Source organism: Aromatoleum evansii (assembly GCF_045689615.1).
GTDB lineage: Bacteria > Pseudomonadota > Gammaproteobacteria > Burkholderiales > Rhodocyclaceae > Aromatoleum > Aromatoleum evansii.
Window position 1 is genome coordinate 1,962,576 of sequence record NZ_CP141259.1, and the last position, 18,931, is coordinate 1,981,506.

19 protein-coding genes are annotated in these 18,931 nt (G+C 64.8%); 17 read left to right on the forward strand and 2 right to left on the reverse strand.

Annotated features, from left to right (window positions below; translation table 11 throughout):
* The first annotated feature begins 63 nt into the window (after positions 1-63).
* From U5817_RS09000 to U5817_RS09040, 9 genes are all read left to right on the forward strand, one after another.
* Positions 64-717: a DUF3275 family protein gene (locus tag U5817_RS09000; protein WP_407280501.1), complete on the forward strand. Its 654-nt coding sequence runs from the start codon at positions 64-66 to the stop codon at positions 715-717.
* Between the two features lie 525 nt (positions 718-1,242).
* Complete coding sequence (locus U5817_RS09005; RefSeq protein ID WP_407280502.1) at positions 1,243-2,340, forward strand: DUF6094 domain-containing protein; 1,098 nt, start codon at positions 1,243-1,245, stop codon at positions 2,338-2,340.
* A gap of 133 nt (positions 2,341-2,473) precedes the next feature.
* Positions 2,474-3,967 carry an IS21 family transposase gene (gene istA / locus U5817_RS09010; RefSeq protein ID WP_407278191.1) on the forward strand — a complete coding sequence of 498 codons (1,494 nt, stop codon included), beginning with the start codon at positions 2,474-2,476 and terminating at the stop codon, positions 3,965-3,967.
* On the forward strand, positions 3,957-4,781 hold the full coding sequence (gene istB / locus U5817_RS09015; RefSeq protein ID WP_407281012.1) for an IS21-like element helper ATPase IstB: 825 nt from the start codon (positions 3,957-3,959) through the stop codon (positions 4,779-4,781). Before istA ends, istB begins: the two co-directional genes overlap by 11 nt.
* Before the next feature lie 164 nt (positions 4,782-4,945).
* Entirely contained in the window at positions 4,946-5,182 is a 237-nt protein-coding gene (locus tag U5817_RS09020) for a ribbon-helix-helix domain-containing protein (protein WP_407280503.1), read from the forward strand.
* Positions 5,179-5,592 (forward strand): type II toxin-antitoxin system VapC family toxin, encoded by a 414-nt coding sequence (locus U5817_RS09025; RefSeq protein ID WP_407280504.1) that lies wholly within the window; start codon positions 5,179-5,181, stop codon positions 5,590-5,592. Before U5817_RS09020 ends, U5817_RS09025 begins: the two co-directional genes overlap by 4 nt.
* Positions 5,593-5,742: 150 nt before the next feature.
* A complete protein-coding gene (locus tag U5817_RS09030; RefSeq protein ID WP_407280505.1) occupies positions 5,743-6,051 on the forward strand; it encodes a metal-sulfur cluster assembly factor in 309 nt (102 codons plus the stop codon).
* 93 nt (positions 6,052-6,144) lie between these two features.
* Positions 6,145-7,194, forward strand: a complete 1,050-nt coding sequence (locus tag U5817_RS09035) for a hypothetical protein (protein WP_407281043.1) — start codon at positions 6,145-6,147, stop codon at positions 7,192-7,194.
* Positions 7,195-7,400: 206 nt separating this feature from the next.
* Positions 7,401-7,907: a TIGR00645 family protein gene (locus U5817_RS09040; RefSeq protein ID WP_169130959.1), complete on the forward strand. Its 507-nt coding sequence runs from the start codon at positions 7,401-7,403 to the stop codon at positions 7,905-7,907.
* A 67-nt stretch (positions 7,908-7,974) separates the two neighbouring features.
* On the opposite strand, the gene U5817_RS09045 is transcribed toward U5817_RS09040, so the two are convergent.
* Both U5817_RS09045 and map read right to left on the reverse strand, forming a co-directional pair.
* Positions 7,975-10,554, reverse strand: coding sequence for a [protein-PII] uridylyltransferase (locus tag U5817_RS09045; protein WP_407280506.1), 2,580 nt, complete (start codon positions 10,552-10,554; stop codon positions 7,975-7,977).
* Between the two features lie 22 nt (positions 10,555-10,576).
* Positions 10,577-11,392, reverse strand: coding sequence for a type I methionyl aminopeptidase (gene map, locus U5817_RS09050; protein ID WP_407280507.1), 816 nt, complete (start codon positions 11,390-11,392; stop codon positions 10,577-10,579).
* Positions 11,393-11,674: 282 nt separating this feature from the next.
* Here map and rpsB point away from each other — a divergent pair, with 282 nt between their 5' ends.
* The 8 genes from rpsB to rseP are packed head-to-tail and all read left to right on the forward strand — an operon-like array spanning position 11,675 to position 18,931.
* Positions 11,675-12,430 carry a 30S ribosomal protein S2 gene (rpsB, locus tag U5817_RS09055; protein ID WP_169130953.1) on the forward strand — a complete coding sequence of 252 codons (756 nt, stop codon included), beginning with the start codon at positions 11,675-11,677 and terminating at the stop codon, positions 12,428-12,430.
* A 54-nt stretch (positions 12,431-12,484) separates the two neighbouring features.
* The gene (gene tsf, locus U5817_RS09060; RefSeq protein WP_169130951.1) at positions 12,485-13,390 is read left to right on the forward strand and encodes a translation elongation factor Ts; all 906 of its coding nucleotides are present in this window, start codon (positions 12,485-12,487) and stop codon (positions 13,388-13,390) included.
* A gap of 10 nt (positions 13,391-13,400) precedes the next feature.
* Positions 13,401-14,117: a UMP kinase gene (pyrH, locus tag U5817_RS09065; protein WP_169130985.1), complete on the forward strand. Its 717-nt coding sequence runs from the start codon at positions 13,401-13,403 to the stop codon at positions 14,115-14,117.
* Positions 14,118-14,127: 10 nt separating this feature from the next.
* Positions 14,128-14,685, forward strand: a complete 558-nt coding sequence (gene frr, locus U5817_RS09070) for a ribosome recycling factor (protein ID WP_169130949.1) — start codon at positions 14,128-14,130, stop codon at positions 14,683-14,685.
* A 49-nt stretch (positions 14,686-14,734) separates the two neighbouring features.
* A complete protein-coding gene (uppS, locus tag U5817_RS09075) occupies positions 14,735-15,550 on the forward strand; it encodes a polyprenyl diphosphate synthase (protein ID WP_407280508.1) in 816 nt (271 codons plus the stop codon).
* Positions 15,537-16,364, forward strand: coding sequence for a phosphatidate cytidylyltransferase (locus U5817_RS09080; protein ID WP_407280509.1), 828 nt, complete (start codon positions 15,537-15,539; stop codon positions 16,362-16,364). The genes uppS and U5817_RS09080 overlap by 14 nt, the downstream gene beginning before the upstream one ends.
* Before the next feature lie 3 nt (positions 16,365-16,367).
* A complete protein-coding gene (ispC, locus tag U5817_RS09085; RefSeq protein ID WP_407280510.1) occupies positions 16,368-17,570 on the forward strand; it encodes a 1-deoxy-D-xylulose-5-phosphate reductoisomerase in 1,203 nt (400 codons plus the stop codon).
* Positions 17,567-18,931 (forward strand): RIP metalloprotease RseP, encoded by a 1,365-nt coding sequence (gene rseP, locus U5817_RS09090; protein WP_407280511.1) that lies wholly within the window; start codon positions 17,567-17,569, stop codon positions 18,929-18,931. Before ispC ends, rseP begins: the two co-directional genes overlap by 4 nt.

Below are 18,931 nucleotides of genomic sequence, written 5' to 3' on the forward strand. Positions count from 1 at the left end.
ATCGGGGGCGCTCGCTCCCTTTGGGTGGGCCAGCCTCCGATATCACATTCGGAGATCGCGATCGTGAGCATTACCGTCGAAGGGACCCTGAACATCAAGCGTATCAAGGGGGCCAATGGGCCGTTCTGTGTCGGCGACTTGCTGACCGACATCGGCGAGTTTCGCGTCAAGGACCCGATCCTCGACCAGTTCGAGGAAGGGAGCTACGCGGGGCGCTATATCATCCAGCGCATCTTCCCCTGGTCCTACGCCAGCAACGGCCGGCTCGTACTGGAGATCCGCGCCCGACTCGTCGATCTGCACGTTGATAGCGGGACCGAAAGGAGCCTGCCGGAAGCGCCGATCGAACCCGACCCCGCTGACGAGATCTCGGCCCACACCGGTGATCCAAGTGTTGGGCATCGCGAGCTGGAGGTAAGGAATGCGCCCGCGATCGAACGCGGGCAGGGGGATGGGGCGCCGTCGGCGTCGCCGACCGCGGGGCCGGATGAATCGCCCGACCTCGCGCTGTTCGGCGATGAACTCCACGCGCTGGTCGCGGCGCGCCAACCGGTGAAGCTCGATCCGACCCTCGATGATCGCCGGCGCTTTCGGGAGCAGCGCAACCGCCTGAAAGCCGGACTCCAATACGGCTTTGTGCCGGAAGAGCAGGTTTGGTATCCGGAGGAATCCGATCGGTATCAGGCCTATCTCGCCGCAAAGGCGGGCTCCGCGTAGAACAATCCGGGCGGCCGACACCGGTCGCCAGCCCGCGCGCGGGCTTTTCGAATCGAGCTCACTGCGTCACGGGACGAGTGCGATTCGGAAAGCCCGCGAGGGGCCATGAACAACGGGGCAGCAGCACGCCCGATGTGTTGCGGCATTTGCGTCGGCGGTCTTGCCCCGCGCGCCCTTTCATCGGCACCCACGCCTTCCACCGGGGTGCCTCGCACCCGAGCCACGGGCTTCCAGGGCCATGCGCCTGGGCCCGCGGGTGTGACGAAGGCATCGTTCAAGTCTCGTCCAAGCGGAACCAGCGGGTTCCCATCGTCGGCCAGCGACGGGCAGGCCAACGATGGGAGTCCGTTTGCCGCGCGCGGCGATCGGCCCGCCGCGTGTGTTGCCTGATGCATCAGCCTGTCAGTCCCTGCAACAGGACCGAGCCTATCGCTCCGGGACATCGTCCACTACCACCCGCGGGTCGCGATCGACCTGTCGAGGGTCACTGCGCCCCAGACACGTTCGCTCCGAGGAGGATCTTCCATGGCCCTGATATTCCCGCGCCTGGCGCACAATTTCATTAAGAACGGCTACTTCCCGACCGACCAGGCGACGCTCGAGCGCGTCGTTACCGCCCTCGATGTGGCAGGCAACGAGCTGCGCATCCTGGATCCGTGCTGCGGAGAAGGCGCCGCACTCCACCGAGTCGGCGAGGCGTTGGCAGAATGCGGTGCCGCCGTTCAGACATGCGGTGTCGAGTTCGATGCCGAGCGGGCCTGGCATGCAAAAACCGTCCTGGACCTCGCGATTCATGCCGACATCCAGGACGTCGTCGTCGCGCCCAGATCGATGGGGCTCTTGTTCCTCAATCCGCCCTATGGCGATGCGGTGGCGGATCGGGCGCAGACCGGCGACAAACGACCGGACCGGCTCGAGAAGATCTTCTTCCGGCGGACCTTTCAAAGCCTCGCGTTCGGGGGCGTCCTCGTGCTCATCGTGCCCTACTACGTGCTCGATGCGGAGTTCGCAGGGCTGCTCGCCCGCAACTTCGATCGCCTTCGCTTCCATATGGCGCCGGAGCAGCAGTTCAAGCAGTGCGTCGTGTTCGGCGTTCGGCGCCGCTCGGACCGGCCTGAGCCACGCACCGTGTCGGCGCTCATCGCCGCCGGCAAGGGCGAGGCGCTCGAGCAAGTGTTGCCCGAGTGCTGGACCGCCGAGCCGTACGCCGTGCCCGAGATTGCAGGTGGGGAAGGTCACTTCCACGCGGTCCGCATCGACGCCGCACAGCTCGCGGCCGAGGTGGCGCGACTGCACCCCCATACGCTCTGGCCGCAGTTCCGGATCCACTTCGGTGCCATGAAAGGCGCCCACCGCCCGCCCTTGACCGAGATGGGGCGATGGCATCTGGCGCTGGCGTTGGCGGCGGGCCAGGCTCACGGCATCGTGACCTCGGCCGGCGGTCGCACCCTGTTGATCAAGGGCGACACGTACAAGGACAAGGTCCGCTCCGTCGAGCTTGCGGAAAGTTCGGACGGGACCGTCAGTGAAACCATCATTCTCACCGACCGGTTCGTACCCGTGATACGCGGGATAGACTTCACGCCAGGGCCCGGGTTCGGGTCTGTCGTCACGATCCAATAGGGCAGGGCAGAGCGTTGCCTGTTGCTACGCATTGAAAATTGACCCCCTTTCGCGGGTTATGCGCGCTGAAAATTGACCCCGGTGATTAACCTGCCTGCTCGATGTTTGAGCAGGGTTCGAGGAGATGATCACCATGAACATGCTGGGCAAGATTCGGCGGTTGCACTTTCGCGACGGGCTGTCGATCAAGGAGATCTGCCGGCGCACGGGGCTGTCGCGCAACACGGTGCGGCAATGGCTGAGGGCGGGCGAAGGGGCCGAACCGAAGTACCGGCGAACGGCGCGGGAGACGGTGCTGGCGCCCTTCGAGACGCGCCTCGTTCAGTGGCTCGAGGCGGACGCCCGCCGGGCGAAGCGGGAGCGGCGCACGGCGCTGGTGCTGTTTCGGCAGTTGCAGGAGTTGGGCTTCACGGGCAGCTACTCGCGGGTGAGCGAGTACGTGCGACGCTGGCGCGAGGCCGGTGGGAAGCCGGCGAAATCGAGCTTCATCCCGCTCAAATTCGAATTCGGCGAGGCCTTCCAGTTTGACTGGAGCGAGGAGTCGCTGGTGATCGGCGGCTTCCATCGCAAGGTGCTGCTCGCGCACACGAAGCTCTGTGCGAGCCGCGCCTTCATGCTCGCGGCCTACCCGACGCAGAGCCATGAGATGCTGTTCGATGCGCACACGCGTGCGTTCCGGGTGTTCGGCGGCATTCCCCGACGCGGCATCTACGACAACATGAAGACCGCCGTCGATAAGGTTGGCGTGGGCAAGCGGCGCATCGTCAATACGCGGTTCGCGGCGATGGCGTCGCACTACCTGTTCGATCCGGACTTCTGCAACGTCGCCAGCGGCTGGGAGAAAGGGGTCGTCGAGAAGAACGTGCAGGACAGCCGGCGGCGCCTGTGGCAGGAGGCGCTGCAACGGCGCTTCGGCAGCTTCACCGAACTGAACGCCTGGCTCGAGGTGCGCTGCCAGGCGCTGTGGTCGGAACTGGCGTACCCGGACGCCGAGCACCTCACCATCGCCGACGCCCTCACGCTTGAGCGCGATGCCTTGATGCCAATGGTGCCGAGCTTCGATGGCTACGTGGAGGCGATCGTGCCGGTGTCCAGTACCAGTCTCGTGACGAACGAGCGCAATCGCTACTCGGTCCCGTGCGCCTTCGCCAACCAGAAGGTGAGCCTGCGGCTGTACCCCGAGCGGATCGAGATCCATGCCGAGGACGGCCTGGTCGCCACCCATGCGCGCAGCTTCGAGCGCGGCCAGGTCATCTACGACTGGCAGCACTACCTGCCGCTGCTCGAACGCAAGCCGGGTGCCTTGCGTAACGGTGCGCCCTTCGAGGGCTTGCCGGCGCCGCTACAGCGACTGCGGGCGCTGCTCGTCAAACGCCCGGGCGGCGATCGGCTGATGGCCGACATTCTGGCGCACGTCCCCCGACACGGCCTGGAGAACGTGCTGGTGGCGGTCGAACTGATCCTCGAATCCGGCACGCCCAGCGCGGAGCACGTCAAGAATGTGCTCGCCCGCCTGCGCCAGGCGCCCCCACCGACACCACTCGACACGGTACTCGCGGTGACCGAGGCACCGCTTGCCGACGCCGGCCGCTATGACCGTCTGCACGCGGAGAACGATCATGCGTGAGATTGTCGCCGAACTGAAATCGCTGCGTCTGCACGGCATGGCCCAGCGTTACGATGAATTGCTCGCGGAAGGCGGGGTCGGCATCCAGAGCGCCGGCTGGCTCATTCAGTGTCTGCTCGAGGCCGAGGTCACCGACCGGCATGTGCGTTCAATCCGCTATCAGATGGGGGCGGCGCGTTTCCCCATGCACCGCGATCTGTCCGGCTTCGACTTCGGCAAGTCGAAAGTCGATGCGAAGTTGATCGATGAACTCGCCACCGCCGCCTTCACCGATGCCGCCGCCAACGTCGTGTTCATCGGCGGCACCGGGACCGGCAAGACTCATCTGGCGACCGCACTGGGCGTCAAGGCGATCACTGAGCACGGCAAGCGGGTACGCTTCTTCTCCACCGTCGAGCTCGCCAACAGTCTGGAACTGGAGAAGGCCGCAGGCAAACAGGGGCGGCTCGCGCACGCGCTGATGCACGTCGATCTCGTGATCCTCGACGAACTGGGCTATCTACCCTTCAGCCAGGCCGGGGGAGCCTTGCTCTTCCACCTGATCTCCAAGCTCTACGAGCGCACCAGCGTGATCATCACGACGAACCTGACCTTTGCCGAATGGCCCGCCGTGTTCGGCGACGCGAAGATGACCACTGCGCTGCTCGACCGTCTCACGCACCACTGCCACATCGTGGAAACGGGCAACGAATCCTTCCGTTTCCAGCAAAGCAGTCAGACGGCCAAGGCGCGCGTCCGGGCGCGCGAGGTGAGCCGAGCGGCGCGGCCCGTCGAGTCCCTGGATGTGACCGCGGAGCCGGACGCGCCATTCTGAGCCCCGAGGGGGAGGAAGCGGCTGCGGGCTACGCCCTTCGCCGCTTCCTCCCCCTCGGTCGATACGACTACACTTCACTCCAGCCAATCAATGATGAACGGCTAAACCCCCGGGGTCAGAATTCGGTGCACACGGGGGGTCAAAATTCAACGCGCGCGGACACCATGCACTTCAACATCTATCTGGACGATGACACCGGAGCACGCTTGACTGAGGCGGCCAAGCAGGCCGGAGAGAATCGCAACGCAGTCATTCGACGTGCCGTGCAAGAGTGGCTTGCCCGCCGCGGTACGCCGCAATGGCCGGAGGCCGTGCTGTCGTTCAGCGGAGAGCCCGAGATGCCGGCATTTGAAGCGGGTCGCGCGCATCTGGGGCCCGCGAACGCTGATCCGTTCGCATGAAGTACCTCCTTGATACCTGTACGGTCAGCGACTTCGTCAAAGGGGAGACCGGGGTACTGGCCACCGTCAAGGGCACCTCTCCGAGCCTGATCGCTATTTCGGTCGTCACACGCATGGAGATTGAGTATGGGCTGCTGCTCATCCCGCAGCGAGCAAGGAAACTGGCGCCGATCCTGGACGCGTTCCTGTCGGCCATCGCCGTCTTGCCATTCGATGATGCCGATGCAAAAGCCGCCGCGGCGATCCGCGCGACGTTGCACCGGGAAGGGCGGCCCATCGATCCGTACGACTGCCAGATCGCGGGCTGCGGCTTGGCTCGCGGACTGGTGGTCGTGACGTCAAACGAAGCCGAGTTCCGACGCGTCAGCGGGCTGCGTATCGAGAATTGGCGAGGGGCGAGCGTGGGCTGAGGTGCTTGTCGGACGCGCCATGCGCAGTTCAAGGTGCCGGATAGCACTTCCGTCTGCCTGAATTTCAAACCGTTGCTGACGGGATTGGAATATTTCGGGCCTTCGAGCTCATAATCCGACGTTCGAATTCGACCCAAGAGGAGGTTTACCATGCCGGAAATGCCCGACGTGGAATCCGTCAGGGAAGTGCTGCGGCAGGTGATCGACCCCGAGGTCGGGGTCAATATCGTCGATCTCGGCCTCGTGTACGGCATAGACATTACCCCCGGGCAGATTTCAATCCGTCTGACGATGACCTCGCCTGCGTGTCCCATGGGCGACATGATCATGAGCGACATCGATGCGGCACTGGATGCCGCCCTGCCGCCGGAGATCGGGGTCGTGGTCAATCTCGTGTGGGAGCCGCCATGGTCTCCGGAGATGATGAACAAGGATGCGCGCGATCATTTCGGTTGGTAAGCATGCACTGCCGGGTACACGGGGGAGCAGGGAGCAGGGAGGGGGAGCGTGGTGAGCTCTGATTCGCGGAACGTTCCGCGCGTGCCTTTGCTGGTGCTGGGCATGCTGTCACTCGTGCTTGGCGTCGGTGCGGGGCTGGCGCGGCTGGGTACGGACGTGCCGACACCTGCGGCGGCGCTTGCCGGATGGCATGCGGCCCTGATGATCTGCGCATTCTTCGGGACCGTCATCGGGCTCGAGCGTGCGGTGGCGCTGGGGCGTGCCATCGCCTATCTGGGGCCGCTGGTTTCGGGCATCGGGGGCGTCGCGCTGCTTGCCGGCTTGCCCTTGCCGTGGGCGCAATCGCTGTTCGTCCTCGCGTCATGCGTGCTCGTCGGCGGCGCGATCGCAGTCGTGCGCCGGCAGTCGGCATTGTTCACGCGCACGCTGGCGGTCGGGGCTGGGTGCTGGCTGGCGGGAAACCTGGCCTGGGCCGCAAGCGGCTCGATCCAGACCGCGATTCCGTGGTGGCTCGCGTTTCTCGTCGTCACGATTGCCGGTGAGAGACTCGAGCTCACCCGTTTTCTCCCCGCGCGGCGCGAGGCAGCGCCACTTTTCCGCATCGCCATCGCGACAACGCTCGGCGGCGCCGTCGCGGCGTGGTTCTCGTCGTACGGGCTGGTGTTGTTCGCTGCCGGACTCTTGGCGCTATCGCTGTGGTTGCTGCGCTACGACATCGCGCGGCATAACGCGCGACAGCGCGGGCTCGTTCGCTACATTGCGCTCTGCCTGTTGTCCGGCTATGCGTGGTTGGCCGCAGGGGCGCTCATCGGGCTCGCGGGAGGCTTCGCGCCAGGTCATCCGCTGCGCGATGCGGCCCTGCATGCGATCGCGCTCGGTTTCGTATTCGCGATGGTGTTCGGTCATGCTCCGATCATCTTCCCGGCCATCGCGCGGGTCAGAATTCCCTATCATCCGGTGTTCTATCTGCCGCTGGTGCTGCTTCATCTCTCGCTCGTGGTCCGCATCGCGGGGGGCATCGGCGGCGGCGAAGCAGGGGCGCTGCTGCGCATCGGAGGGATGGCCAACGCGTTCGCGCTTCTCCTCTTCGTGCTGACCATGGTGGGGAGCGTGCTGCGCGGCCGGGGCGCCGGGCGGGGCTGAGGTCGAGCGATTCCGGGCACGCTGAGCGGGTACTCGCTACATGCGTATGAAATGTGTCAGCCCGCGCTGCGGCCGCTACCGCCGGTCGGGTTGGGGCCGGTGCGTTGCAGTATGTATCGGAGGCCGCAGGGGCCGACCAGGTGGGCGTGCGACAGCTGCTAGAATTGTAGCCCCTCCTGATTCACTGCATAAATTCTGCCTGAGAAATGAAAAGACTCGAGTCGGCCTTCGAACACATGCTCTTCGCCAGCCGCTGGCTGATGGCGCCCGTCTATTTCGGACTGATCCTGGCCTTGCTGGTGCTGCTCGTGAAGTTCGGCAAGGAGGTCTGGTTCCTCTTCAGCCACATCATGAGCGCGACTGGCTCAGAGATGATCATCGGGGTGCTGTCGCTGGTCGACATCGCGCTGATCATGAGCCTGCTCATCATCATCATGTTCAGCGGTTACGAGAACTTCGTGTCGAAGATGGAGGATCTGCATTCGCACACCGACCGTCCCGAGTGGATGGGACATATCGGCTTCTCCGACCAGAAGATCAAGCTGATCGGTTCGATCGTGGCAATTTCGGGTATCGAGCTGCTGAAGGCCTTCCTCAACGTCGATAACGTGAGCGACCGCCATCTCGCATGGATGGTCGGGATCCACGTCACCTTCCTGGTGTCCGGCGTGCTCTACGCCTTGATGGACCGCCTGCAGGGCAAGGGGCACTGACGCCCCGCATCTGTCCGGTCCGTGTGCCGGGAGGAGGCAGCCGTTTTCCTCGCCCTCCGCCGGGAGCCTAGACCTGCAGGCGTTCGAGCAGCTCGCGTTCGACCTGCAGGATCTGGCCGTCGAGAGTGAGGCGCGGCCCGCTGATCAGGAAGGTGTCTTCGGCCCGCTCGCCCAGTGTCGCGATCTTTGCCGTGTGCAGACGAATCTCGTAACGTGCGAGCACCTCGGCGACGGCGAACAGCAGGCCGGGGCGGTCGGCCGCGACGAGGGACAGGATGAAGTGCTTGCCCGGTTCGTCGGGCTGGATGCTGATCTGCGGGGTGATCGGGAAATGCTTCATCTGGCGGGAGAGCCGGCCCTGCGTCGGGCGGTCCGGCGGTCCCGGATGTTTGAGCCGTTCGGTCAGGTCATGCTCGAGTAGCTGGACGACGTCACGATAGTGTGCGGCATTGCCCGGATCCTGCAGGATGAAGCTGTCGAGCGCGTAGCCATGGCGCGTCGTGTGCACCTTGGCGTCCAGGATCGAGAACCCGAGCCGGCCGAAGAAACCGGTCATGCGTACGAACAGGTCCTTCTGGTCGGGCGTGAACACCATTACCTGCACGCCCTCGTCGCCGTCCAGAACCCGGGCCTTGACCACCGGTTCTTCGCTCAGCGGACGGAAATAGAGGACGCGCGTATGCCAGGCGATTTCCTCCGCGGAATGGCGCATGAAGTAGACCGCATCGAGCTGCGTCCATAGTGCTTCCTCGATGCCGGGGCGCAGGCCGTGATAGCGGAGCAGCCCGCGGGCGTCCTCCTGGCGGTCGTCGAGCCCCAGCGCCTGCTGGGGCGTGGCGCCGCGCAACAGGCGCTGCGTGGCGAAGAACAGGTCCTCGAGCAGCTTGCCCTTCCAGCCGTTCCAGACCTTGGGGCTTGTGCCGCGGATGTCCGCATGCGTCAGGAGGTAGAGGGCCGTGAGGCGCCGTTCGGTCTGCACCGTGTCCGCGAAGCGGCGGATGACCTCGGGATCGGAGGTGTCCTCCTTCTGGGCGACCTGCGACATGGTGAGGTGGTGTGCGACCAGCCATATGACGAGATCGGCGTCCTCCGGCGGCAGGCCGTGATGCTCGCAGAATTCCCGTGCGTCGGCCATCCCGAGCTGGGAGTGGTCGCCACCGCGCCCCTTGGCGATGTCGTGGAAGAGGGCGGCGATGTACAGCAGCCAGTGGCGCTCGAATCCCAGGATCAGGCGCGTCATCAGCGGGTACTCGTGCGCGTGCTCGCCCATCGTGAAGCGGCGCATGTTGCGCAGGACCATGAGGATGTGCTGATCGACCGTGTAGACGTGGAACAGGTCGTGCTGCATCTGGCCCACGATGCGCCGCCACGCAGGCAGATAGTGGCTCAGGATGCCGTACTGGTTCATCCGTCGGAACTCGTGCACGATTCCGCGTTTCTGCTTCAGCAGCTCCAGGAACAGCGCACGATTGGCCGGATCGGCGCGGAAGGCCGCATTGATGCGGGTGCGGTTCAGCCACAGTGCGCGCAGCGTCCGCGCCGTCATGCCCTTGAGTTCGGACCGCTGCTGCAGTAGCAGGAAGCACTCGAGGAGCGCCTGCGGATAGCACTCGAAGGTGTCTTCGCTGCGGATGTCCAGCAGTTCGCGCACTGCCTGGAAGCGTTCGTTGATCCCGAAGGCGGCGCCGCCCCGGTTGGGGAAGATCTCGGCGCCATAGTTCTGCAGCAGGATGGTGTTGGTCTGCGTGACCTTCTTCGCATTCACATAGTAGCGCTGCATGAACACTTCGGAGGCGCGCTTGGCCGCCGTCGCCTCGATGCCGAAGGCGCGCGCCAGCTTTTCCTGGTGGTCGAACAACAGGCGATCCTCGGCCCGACCCGTCAGGTAATGCAGGCGGATGCGCACATGCTGCAGGAAGCGCTCGATGCTGCGCAGCTCGCTAGCCTCCGCGCCGGTTATGAGCCGCCGCCGCGCCAGGTCGCGCCAGTTTCGGCCCAGTCCCGCTGCGCGTGCGATCCAGCCCAGCATCTGCAGGTCGCGCAGGCCGCCCGGGCTCTCCTTGCAGTTCGGCTCGAGCGAATAGGGCGTGTCGTTGAAGCGTGCGTAGCGGTTTTCCTGTTCGAGTTGCTTCGCCTTGTAGAAGGTGCGCACATCGAGCTGCTCCCGATAGCGTCGGGCGAACTCCTCGAAAAGATGTGCGTTGCCGTCGAGCAGCCTGGCCTCCAGCAGGTTGGTCTGGATGGTGATGTCGTCCTCGGCGGCTTCCAGGCATTCGTCGGGCGTGCGCACGCTTTGGCCGATCTCGAGGCCGACGTCCCACAGCGCCCCGATCAGGGTGCTGATGCGCGCCTGCAGCGGGTTGTCGGCCGGGGTCGGCAGAAGCACCAGCAGGTCCACATCCGAGTGCGGAAAGAGTTCTCCACGTCCGTAGCCGCCCACGGCGAGCAATGCCACGTCGCGCGGCATGGCGCATGCGCGCCAAAGGTGCACGATCGCCTCGTCGACCAGCTGGGCGCGCCCCTTGAGCACGGTCGACGTCGCCGGGTGGGCCTCGTAGGCGGCGCGGATGCGGGCATTCCCGTTCGCGAGGCGCTCGCGCGCATGCGCCAGCGCCGCCTGGAAGTCATCGATCGACATGGCGCTCATGGCTTCCTCGGCATGTGGGCGGTTACCGGACGGATGGCGTGGCGATCGCAGGGGCGGGCGGGCAGCCCGGCGACAGGGTCAGGACCTCGAAGCCGGTATCGGTCACGAGTATGGTGTGCTCCCACTGCGCGGACAGGCTCCGGTCCTTCGTGACGATGGTCCAGCCGTCGGGCAGCTCCGAGATTGCCGCCTTGCCGGCGTTGATCATGGGTTCGATCGTGAAGGTCATGCCAGCCTGCAATTCGGGCCCGGTGCCCGCCTTGCCGTAGTGCAGCACCTGAGGCTCCTCGTGGAACTTCGCGCCGATGCCGTGACCACAGAATTCGCGCACGACCGAAAAGCCGTTGCCTTCAGCGTGCTTCTGGATGATGTGGCCGATGTCGCCGAGCCGGGCTCCGGGCTTCACCACCGAAATCCCCAGCCACAGGCATTCAAGCGTCACCTGGCACAGGCGCTTGGCGAGAATGGATGCGTCACCGCCGACGATGAACATCCTGCTCGTGTCGCCGTGGTAACCGTCCTTGATCACGGTGATGTCCAGATTGACGATGTCGCCTTTCTTCAGCGCCTTGTCGCCGGGGACCCCGTGACACACCTGATGGTTGATCGAGGTGCAGATGGACTTCGGGTAGGGCGTGTATCCGGGCGGCGCGTAGTTCAATGGCGCCGGAATGGCCTGCTGCACGTTGACCATGTAGTCGTGGCAGAGGCGGTCGAGTTCGCCCGTGGTGATGCCCGGCTTGACGAAGGGTTCGATGTAGTCGAGCACTTCGGCCGCAAGGCGGCCGGCAACGCGCATTTTTTCGATTTCGTCGGGCGTCTTTATGGTGATGCTCATTTTGTGGGGTTGGTACGCAAATGAGAAAGGCTAGCGCATGGTGGGAGTTGCGGCAAATGCGGGCCGCGCCGCCTGCGCGTGAGCGGCATGTCTATCTTGAGCGGGGTGGTGCGAACCTGCTATCATCACGGGCTTGGCTGCCAATGGTGGCAGGCAAAATCCACACGCCCGGCAGAATGCCGTGAGGGTCCGTCGAAAAGCCATGTGCTCGGGACGGTTCGGGTCATCCTGGAATGACCATGTCGGGCGGAGGCTCAACCCTTATAGTTCGGAGTAGTACAAATGTCCGTCACGATGCGTCAGATGCTGGAAGCCGGCATCCACTTTGGTCACCAGACCCGCTTCTGGAATCCGCGCATGGCCCCCTACATCTTCGGCCAGCGCAACAAGATCCACATCGTCAACCTCGAGAAGACGATGGTCAAGTACAACGAGGCGATGGACTTCGTGCGCAAGCTGTCCGCCAATCGCGGCACGATCATGATGGTCGGCACCAAGCGCCAGGCGCGCGAGATCATCGCCGAGGAAGCTCGCCGTGCAGGCATGCCCTTCGTTGACGAGCGCTGGCTCGGCGGCATGCTGACCAACTTCAAGACCGTCAAGCAGTCGATCAAGCGCCTGAAGGAAATGGAAGCGATGGTCGAGGACGGCTCGATCGAGCGCCTGTCCAAGAAGGAAGCGCTGATGGCGTCGCGCGAAATGGAAAAGCTGCAGAAGTCGATCGGCGGCATCAAGGACATGGGCGGCCTGCCGGACGCGCTGTTCGTCATCGACGTCGGCTACCACAAGATCGCCATCACCGAAGCCCAGAAGCTCGGCATCCCCGTCGTCGCGGTGGTCGATACCAACCACTCGCCCGAAGGCATCAACTACGTGATCCCGGGTAACGACGACTCGTCCCGCGCGATCCGCCTCTATGCCCGCGGTGTTGCCGACGCCGTGCTGGAAGGTCGTAGCCAGGTTCTGCAGGACATCGTCGCCGCCGGTTCGGACGAGTTCGTCGAAGTCGACGAGTCGTCGTCGGACGAGCAGGCTTGAGTTTCGTCGGCCCCGAAATCGGGGCCGATATGCATACGAATTTGAGGAGTTAGCATGGCGGAAATCACCGCAAGCATGGTCAAGGAACTGCGCGAGAAGACCGACGCGCCCATGATGGAGTGCAAGAAGGCTCTGGCCGAAGCCGCTGGCGACATGGGCAAGGCCGAGGAAATCCTGCGCGTGAAGCTTGGCAGCAAGGCCACCAAGGCGGCGTCGCGCGTTGCCGCCGAAGGCGTCGTTGCGATCAATATCAGCGCCGATGGCAAGCTCGGTAGCATCCTCGAGATCAACTCGGAAACCGACTTCGTCGCCAAGAACGACGAGTTCCTGAAGCTGGCTGCCGATTGCGCCGCCCTGGTCGCCGAGCGCAATCCGGCCGACGTTGCCGCCCTGTCGGCCCTGCCGCTGGGTGACGGTACGGTGGAATCCGTGCGTGCCGGGCTGGTGGGCAAGATCGGCGAAAACATGACGCTGCGCCGTTTCGTGCGCGTCGAGGCCAAGGGCAGCCTGGCCTCGTACATCCACGGCGGTGCCAAGATCGGCGTGCTGATCGACCTCGTCGGTGGCGACGAGCAACTGGCGAAGGACCTGGCGATGCACATCGCCGCGTCGAAGCCGCGGGCCCTCGACGCTTCCGGCGTGTCGCAGGAACTGATCGAGTCCGAGCGCCGCGTTGCGCGCGAGAAGGCTGCCGAGGACGCCGCCAAGTCCGGCAAGGCGATCCCCGAAGACATCCTCGCCAAGCGTGTCGAAGGTTCGGTGCAGAAGTTCCTGAAGGAAGTTACCCTGCTCGGCCAGCCTTTCGTCAAGGACGACAAGCTCACCGTCGAAGCGCTGCTCAAGTCGCGCAATGCCTCGATCGCGAGCTTCACGCTCTACGTCGTGGGTGAAGGCATCGAGAAGAAGGTGACCGACTTCGCCGCCGAAGTCGCCGCCCAAGCCGCTGCCGCCAAGAAGTAAGAGGTCCATGATGAGTGTCGCCGCCTACAAGCGCATCATGTTGAAACTGTCCGGCGAAGCCCTGATGGGCGACGACGCGTACGGTATCAACGAAGAGGTGGTCAGCCGCATCGTCGCCGAGATCGCCGAGGTCACCCGCCTCGGCGTGCAGGTCGGCGTGGTGATCGGCGGCGGCAACATCTTCCGCGGAATGAAAGGCGCAGCGTCCGGCATGGACCGCGCCACCGCGGACTACATGGGTATGCTCGCAACGGTAATGAACGCCATGGCGTTGGCCGATGCGTTCCGCCGCGCCGGCGTCGAGGCGCGCGTGCAGTCCGCGCTGCGCATCGACCAGGTCGTCGAGCCGTATATCCGCGGCCGTGCCATCCGCCACATGGAGGAAGGCCGAGTCGTCATTTTTGCTGCCGGTACCGGCAACCCGTTCTTTACCACCGATACGGCCGCAGCCCTGCGCGGGTCGGAAATGGCTGCGCAGATCGTGCTCAAGGCGACCAAGGTCGATGGCGTATATACCGCCGATCCGCACAAGGATCCGCAGGCCCAGCGCTACCACCGCATCAGCTTCGACGAGGCGATCGGCCGCAATCTCGCCGTGATGGACACCACCGCGTTTGCGCTGTGCCGCGACCAGAAACTGCCGATCAACGTGTTTTCGATCTTCAAGGCGGGTGCGCTCAAGCGCGTCGTGCTGGGCGAAGACGAAGGCACGCTGGTTCATTCCTGAGGATTCGAGAATGATTGCCGAACTCAAGAAAACGACCGAGCAGAAGATGCACAAGTCGATCGAGGTGCTGAAGGCCGACCTGGCCAAGGTGCGCACCGGTCGCGCCCACACCGGTCTGCTCGATCACGTGATGGTCGAATACTATGGCAGCCCCGTGCCGATCAACCAGGTCGCCAACATCACCCTGGTCGACGCACGCACGATCGGCGTCCAGGCATGGGAGAAGCCCATGCTGGCGAAGATCGAGAAGGCGATCCGCGACAGCGACCTCGGCCTCAATCCGGCCAACATGGGCGAGATGCTGCGGGTGCCGATGCCGGCCCTGACCGAAGAGCGCCGGCGCGACCTGACGAAGGTCGTGCGCCACGAAGGCGAGAACGCCAAGGTGGCCGTGCGCAACCTGCGTCGCGACGCCAACCAGCAGCTCAAGGATGCGGTCAAGGACAAGGCGATCTCGGAAGACGACGAACGCCGCGCCCAGGACGACATCCAGAAGCTCACCGACAAGCACATCGCCGAGATCGACAAGCTGCTCGCACAGAAAGAGCAGGAACTGATGCAGATCTGATCCCCCCGGGATCGGATCTGTCGGCGGGATACAACGCGGGAGACGCTTGATGGCGCGCAAACCCTTTACCAGCTCCACGCGCGAAATCCCGGACGTGTCGGGCGTTCCGCAGCACATTGCCATCATCATGGACGGCAATGGGCGCTGGGCGCGCAAGCGCTTCATGCCCCGTGTGGCCGGCCACGGCAAGGGCGTCGAGTCCGTCCGCGCCGTGATCCGCGGGTGCATGGCGAAAGGTGTGTCGCATCTGACGCTGTTCGCCTTCAGTTCCGAGAACTGGCGGCGCCCCGCGGACGAAGTCTCGTTCCTGATGCAGCTCTTCATGCGCTCGCTGCAGAAGGAAGTCGATCGCCTGCACGAGAACGGCATCCGCTTTCGGGTGATCGGCGATCTTTCGCGCTTCGAACCCTCGCTCGTCGACATGATCCGCCGCGCCGAAGCGCTGACGGCGCGCAACGACAGGCTTACGCTCACGATCGCCGCCAACTACGGCGGACGTTGGGACATCCTGCAGGCGGTCGAGCGCATGCTGGCGAAGGACCCGGAGCGCCGAACGGGGTTCTCGGAAGAGGATCTGAGCGCAGAGCTGTCGCTGAACTACGGTCCCGAGCCGGATCTCTTCATCCGCACCGGCGGCGAGCAGCGCATCAGCAATTTCCTGTTGTGGCAACTGGCTTATTCGGAGTTGTACTTCACGGATACGCTCTGGCCGGATTTCGACGAGAAGGCGCTCGATCTCGCGATCGCGTCCTACCAGTCCCGCGAGCGCCGGTTCGGCCGCACGAGCGAGCAGTTGTGTGCGGCGGAAAAGGCTCCGAATCAGGATGAGGTGGGCCGGAACCCGGCCGATCATGCTCAAGACTAGGATCATCACCGCGTTCGTTCTGCTGGGTGTCCTGCTCGGCGCGCTATTCTTCCTTCCGCCCTTCGGGTGGCTTGCTTTCGCCAGCCTGATCTGCGCAGGGGCCGCATGGGAATGGGGCGGGCTGGCACGTTTCGCGGGCGCTCGGCGTGCCACGTTTGCCGTGTTGATGGGGGCAGCCTGCTTGCTGCTCGGAGCCGTTGCCGGGCTCGCGAGCGATGCGCCGCAGCGTCCGGTCGGGCTTTTAGGTTTCTATGGTGTCAGTGCGGCGTTCTGGCTTGCCGTGGTGCCGTTCTGGCTGAAGCATAAATGGCGTTTGCAGGGGAATGCGGGTGCGATGCTGGTCGGCCTCATCGTGCTTCTTCCCCCTGCTCTTGCGATGGCGCATTTGCGCGCGGTCAGTCCGCTGCTGCTGCTGGCTGTGATTGCTGCCGTGTCGATCGCCGATATTTCGGCCTACTTCACGGGGCGGGCTTTCGGGCGGCGGAAGCTTGCACCGGAGATCAGCCCGGGAAAGACCTGGGAAGGGGCCGGCGGGGCGGTGGTGGGCGTCACGGTCTTCGGCTTCGTGTTGGCCCTGGGCTCTTCGCTGGCGATCACAAGCACTCCGCTCATCGCGGGACTGGTTCCGCTGCTGGCAGGGTTCACCGCGGTGAGCATCATCGGCGATCTGTTCGAGTCCCTGCTGAAGCGGCAGGCCGGACTCAAGGACAGCGGCACCTTGCTGCCGGGGCACGGCGGCATCCTCGACCGCATCGACAGCCTCACCTCAACCCTCCCGCTGGTGGGGCTCGCCGCCCTCTGGCTCGCAATTTGATCGATGCCTGATACGACAATGCAACGTGTGACGGTGCTAGGAGCGACGGGCTCCATCGGCATGAGCACGCTCGACGTCATCGCCCGTCATCCCGACCGCTTCGAAGCCTTTGCGCTTACGGCGCAGGAGAGCGTCGACCGGATGTTCGAGCTGTGTGTCCGCTTCTCGCCGCGCTTCGCGGTGATGGTGAATCCGGCCGCGGCTGCCCGGCTGCGTGAGCGGCTGCATGGCGTCGGGGGGAAGACCCATGTGCTCGACGGCGCCGATGCGCTGATCGAGGTTGCGCGCCACGAGGAAGTGGATGCGGTCATGGCGGCGATCGTCGGCGCCGCGGGACTCGCTCCGACGCTGGCCGCGGCGCGCGCCGGCAAGCGCGTGCTGCTGGCGAACAAGGAGGCGCTGGTTCTTTCGGGCGCACTGTTCATAGATGCCGTTGCCGCGAGCGGGGCGCAGCTGCTGCCGATCGACAGCGAGCATAATGCCGTCTTCCAGGCCCTGCCGCAGGATTTCCAGCGCAACGCCGACGAACGCGGTATCCGACGCATTCTCCTCACGGCGTCGGGCGGACCGTTCCGTGAGCGCTCGGCGGAGAGCCTCGCCAGCGTCACGCCGGAGGAGGCCTGCGCGCATCCGAACTGGGTCATGGGGCGGAAGATTTCCGTTGATTCGGCGACGATGATGAACAAGGGCCTCGAAGTCATCGAGGCGCATTGGCTCTTCGGCCTGCCGGCAGAGCGCATAGACGTCGTGGTCCATCCGCAGAGCGTGATCCACTCGATGGTCGAGTATGCCGACGGCTCGGTCCTGGCGCAGCTCGGCAACCCGGACATGCGCACGCCCATCGCGCACGCCATGGCTTACCCCGACCGCATCGACGCAGGGGTGCGTTCGCTGGACCTGTTCGAGATCGCGCGTCTGACCTTCGAGCGCCCGGATTTCGAGCGCTTCCCCTGCCTCGCGCTGGCCTACCAGGCGCTTCGCGAGGGCGGCGCAGCGGCGGCGGTGCTCAATGCGGCGAACGAGGAGGCGGTGGCGGCATTCCTCGACGGGCGCCTTGGTTTTCGCGGGATCGCGGACGTGATTTCGGCGACGCTGGAACGCGCGCACGGCTTGTCGGTCGACTCGCTCGATGCAATCATCGATGCGGATGCGCGGGCGCGTGACATGGCGTGCACGGAGATCCTCGCCCGCAGCACGAGCCAATGAATCTTTTCGAATACCTGATCCCCTTCATCCTGGCCCTCGGGCTGCTGATCCTGGTCCATGAGCTGGGGCACTACCTCGTCGCCCGCTGGTGTGGCGTCAAGGTGCTGCGCTTTTCCATCGGCTTCGGGCGCCCGCTACTCAGTTGGACCGCGGGCGCCGATCGCACGGTGTGGGCGCTCGCCGTCTTCCCGCTTGGCGGCTATGTGAAGATGCTTGACGAGCGCGAGGGCGACGTCGCGCCCGCGGAGCTGCCTCGCGCCTTCAACCGGCAAAAGGTCGGCAAGCGTTTTGCGATCGTCGCCGCCGGTCCGATCGCCAATTTCCTCCTCGCGGTGGTGCTTTACTGGGGGCTCTTCGCGACCGGCACCGAGGAGCTCAAACCGCAGCTCGCGGTGACCGGTCCGGCGACGCCCGCAGCGGTTGCGGGAATCCGCGACGGCGATCTGGTGCTGGCGGTGGACGACGAGGCCGTGCGGAGCTGGCCGGAACTGCGCTGGGTGCTGCTGCGCCATGCACTCGATGCGCGCGCGATCTCGCTGCGGGTCCGCACCGCGGAGGGTGTCGAAACCTATCGGTCGCTCGATCTCACCGGCGTGAAGATCGAGGATGGCGAGCAGGATCTGATTGCGAATGTCGGCTTGCGGGCGTGGCGTCCGGTAATTCCGCCCGTCATCGGGAAAGTCGTAGAAGGTGGTGCGGGGGCACGCGCCGGCTTGCTGCCGGGCGACCGCTTCGTCGAACTCGAGGGGCAGAATCTCGTGTCGTGGAGCGAGCTGGTCGAACGCGTGCGCCAGCGCGCCGGGCAGTCGATCGCGGTGGTGGTGCAGCGTGGCGAGCAGCGGATCGAGCTGAAGCTGGTGCCGGATGCGGTCGATGAACGTGGCACCCAGGTCGGCAAGATCGGGGTGGCGGTGGCCGACGGCGGTGCGGGCAGGGAGGCGCTGTTTGCCGTTGTCCGCTACGGTCCGGTAGATGCGCTCGGTAAGGCGCTGGCGCAGACTTGGGAGACCAGCGTGCTGAGTCTCAAGATGATCGGGCGCATGATCACCGGCGAGATTTCGTGGAAGAACTTGTCCGGTCCGGTGACGATCGCCGACTACGCTGGCCAGTCGGCGAAGCTCGGCCTGGATCACTACCTGAAGTTCATCGCCCTCATCAGCATCAGCCTCGGGGTGCTGAACCTGCTGCCCATCCCGGTGCTGGATGGGGGGCATTTACTGTATTATGTGATAGAGATTATCAAGGGCGGTCCCATCCCCGAGCGCATCATGGAGATCGGTCAGCAGATCGGTCTGGTCGCGCTTGCGATGCTGATGGCGTTTGCCTTCTACAACGACATAACCCGTCTCATTTCCGGCTGA

What these genes read in the sequence shown, in the direction of transcription:
- U5817_RS09005 (WP_407280502.1), top strand. Translation starts at nt 1,243, where the DNA reads ATGGCCCTGATATTCCCGCGCCTGGCGCACAATTTCATTAAGAACGGC.
- istA (WP_407278191.1), top strand. Translation starts at nt 2,474, where the DNA reads ATGAACATGCTGGGCAAGATTCGGCGGTTGCACTTTCGCGACGGGCTG.
- U5817_RS09020 (WP_407280503.1), top strand. Translation starts at nt 4,946, where the DNA reads ATGCACTTCAACATCTATCTGGACGATGACACCGGAGCACGCTTGACT.
- U5817_RS09025 (WP_407280504.1), top strand. Translation starts at nt 5,179, where the DNA reads ATGAAGTACCTCCTTGATACCTGTACGGTCAGCGACTTCGTCAAAGGG.
- U5817_RS09030 (WP_407280505.1), top strand. Translation starts at nt 5,743, where the DNA reads ATGCCGGAAATGCCCGACGTGGAATCCGTCAGGGAAGTGCTGCGGCAG.
- U5817_RS09040 (WP_169130959.1), top strand. Translation starts at nt 7,401, where the DNA reads ATGAAAAGACTCGAGTCGGCCTTCGAACACATGCTCTTCGCCAGCCGC.
- U5817_RS09045 (WP_407280506.1), bottom strand. Translation starts at nt 10,554, where the DNA reads ATGAGCGCCATGTCGATCGATGACTTCCAGGCGGCGCTGGCGCATGCG.
- map (WP_407280507.1), bottom strand. Translation starts at nt 11,392, where the DNA reads ATGAGCATCACCATAAAGACGCCCGACGAAATCGAAAAAATGCGCGTT.
- rpsB (WP_169130953.1), top strand. Translation starts at nt 11,675, where the DNA reads ATGTCCGTCACGATGCGTCAGATGCTGGAAGCCGGCATCCACTTTGGT.
- tsf (WP_169130951.1), top strand. Translation starts at nt 12,485, where the DNA reads ATGGCGGAAATCACCGCAAGCATGGTCAAGGAACTGCGCGAGAAGACC.
- pyrH (WP_169130985.1), top strand. Translation starts at nt 13,401, where the DNA reads ATGAGTGTCGCCGCCTACAAGCGCATCATGTTGAAACTGTCCGGCGAA.
- frr (WP_169130949.1), top strand. Translation starts at nt 14,128, where the DNA reads ATGATTGCCGAACTCAAGAAAACGACCGAGCAGAAGATGCACAAGTCG.
- uppS (WP_407280508.1), top strand. Translation starts at nt 14,735, where the DNA reads ATGGCGCGCAAACCCTTTACCAGCTCCACGCGCGAAATCCCGGACGTG.
- U5817_RS09080 (WP_407280509.1), top strand. Translation starts at nt 15,537, where the DNA reads ATGCTCAAGACTAGGATCATCACCGCGTTCGTTCTGCTGGGTGTCCTG.
- ispC (WP_407280510.1), top strand. Translation starts at nt 16,368, where the DNA reads ATGCCTGATACGACAATGCAACGTGTGACGGTGCTAGGAGCGACGGGC.
- rseP (WP_407280511.1), top strand. Translation starts at nt 17,567, where the DNA reads ATGAATCTTTTCGAATACCTGATCCCCTTCATCCTGGCCCTCGGGCTG.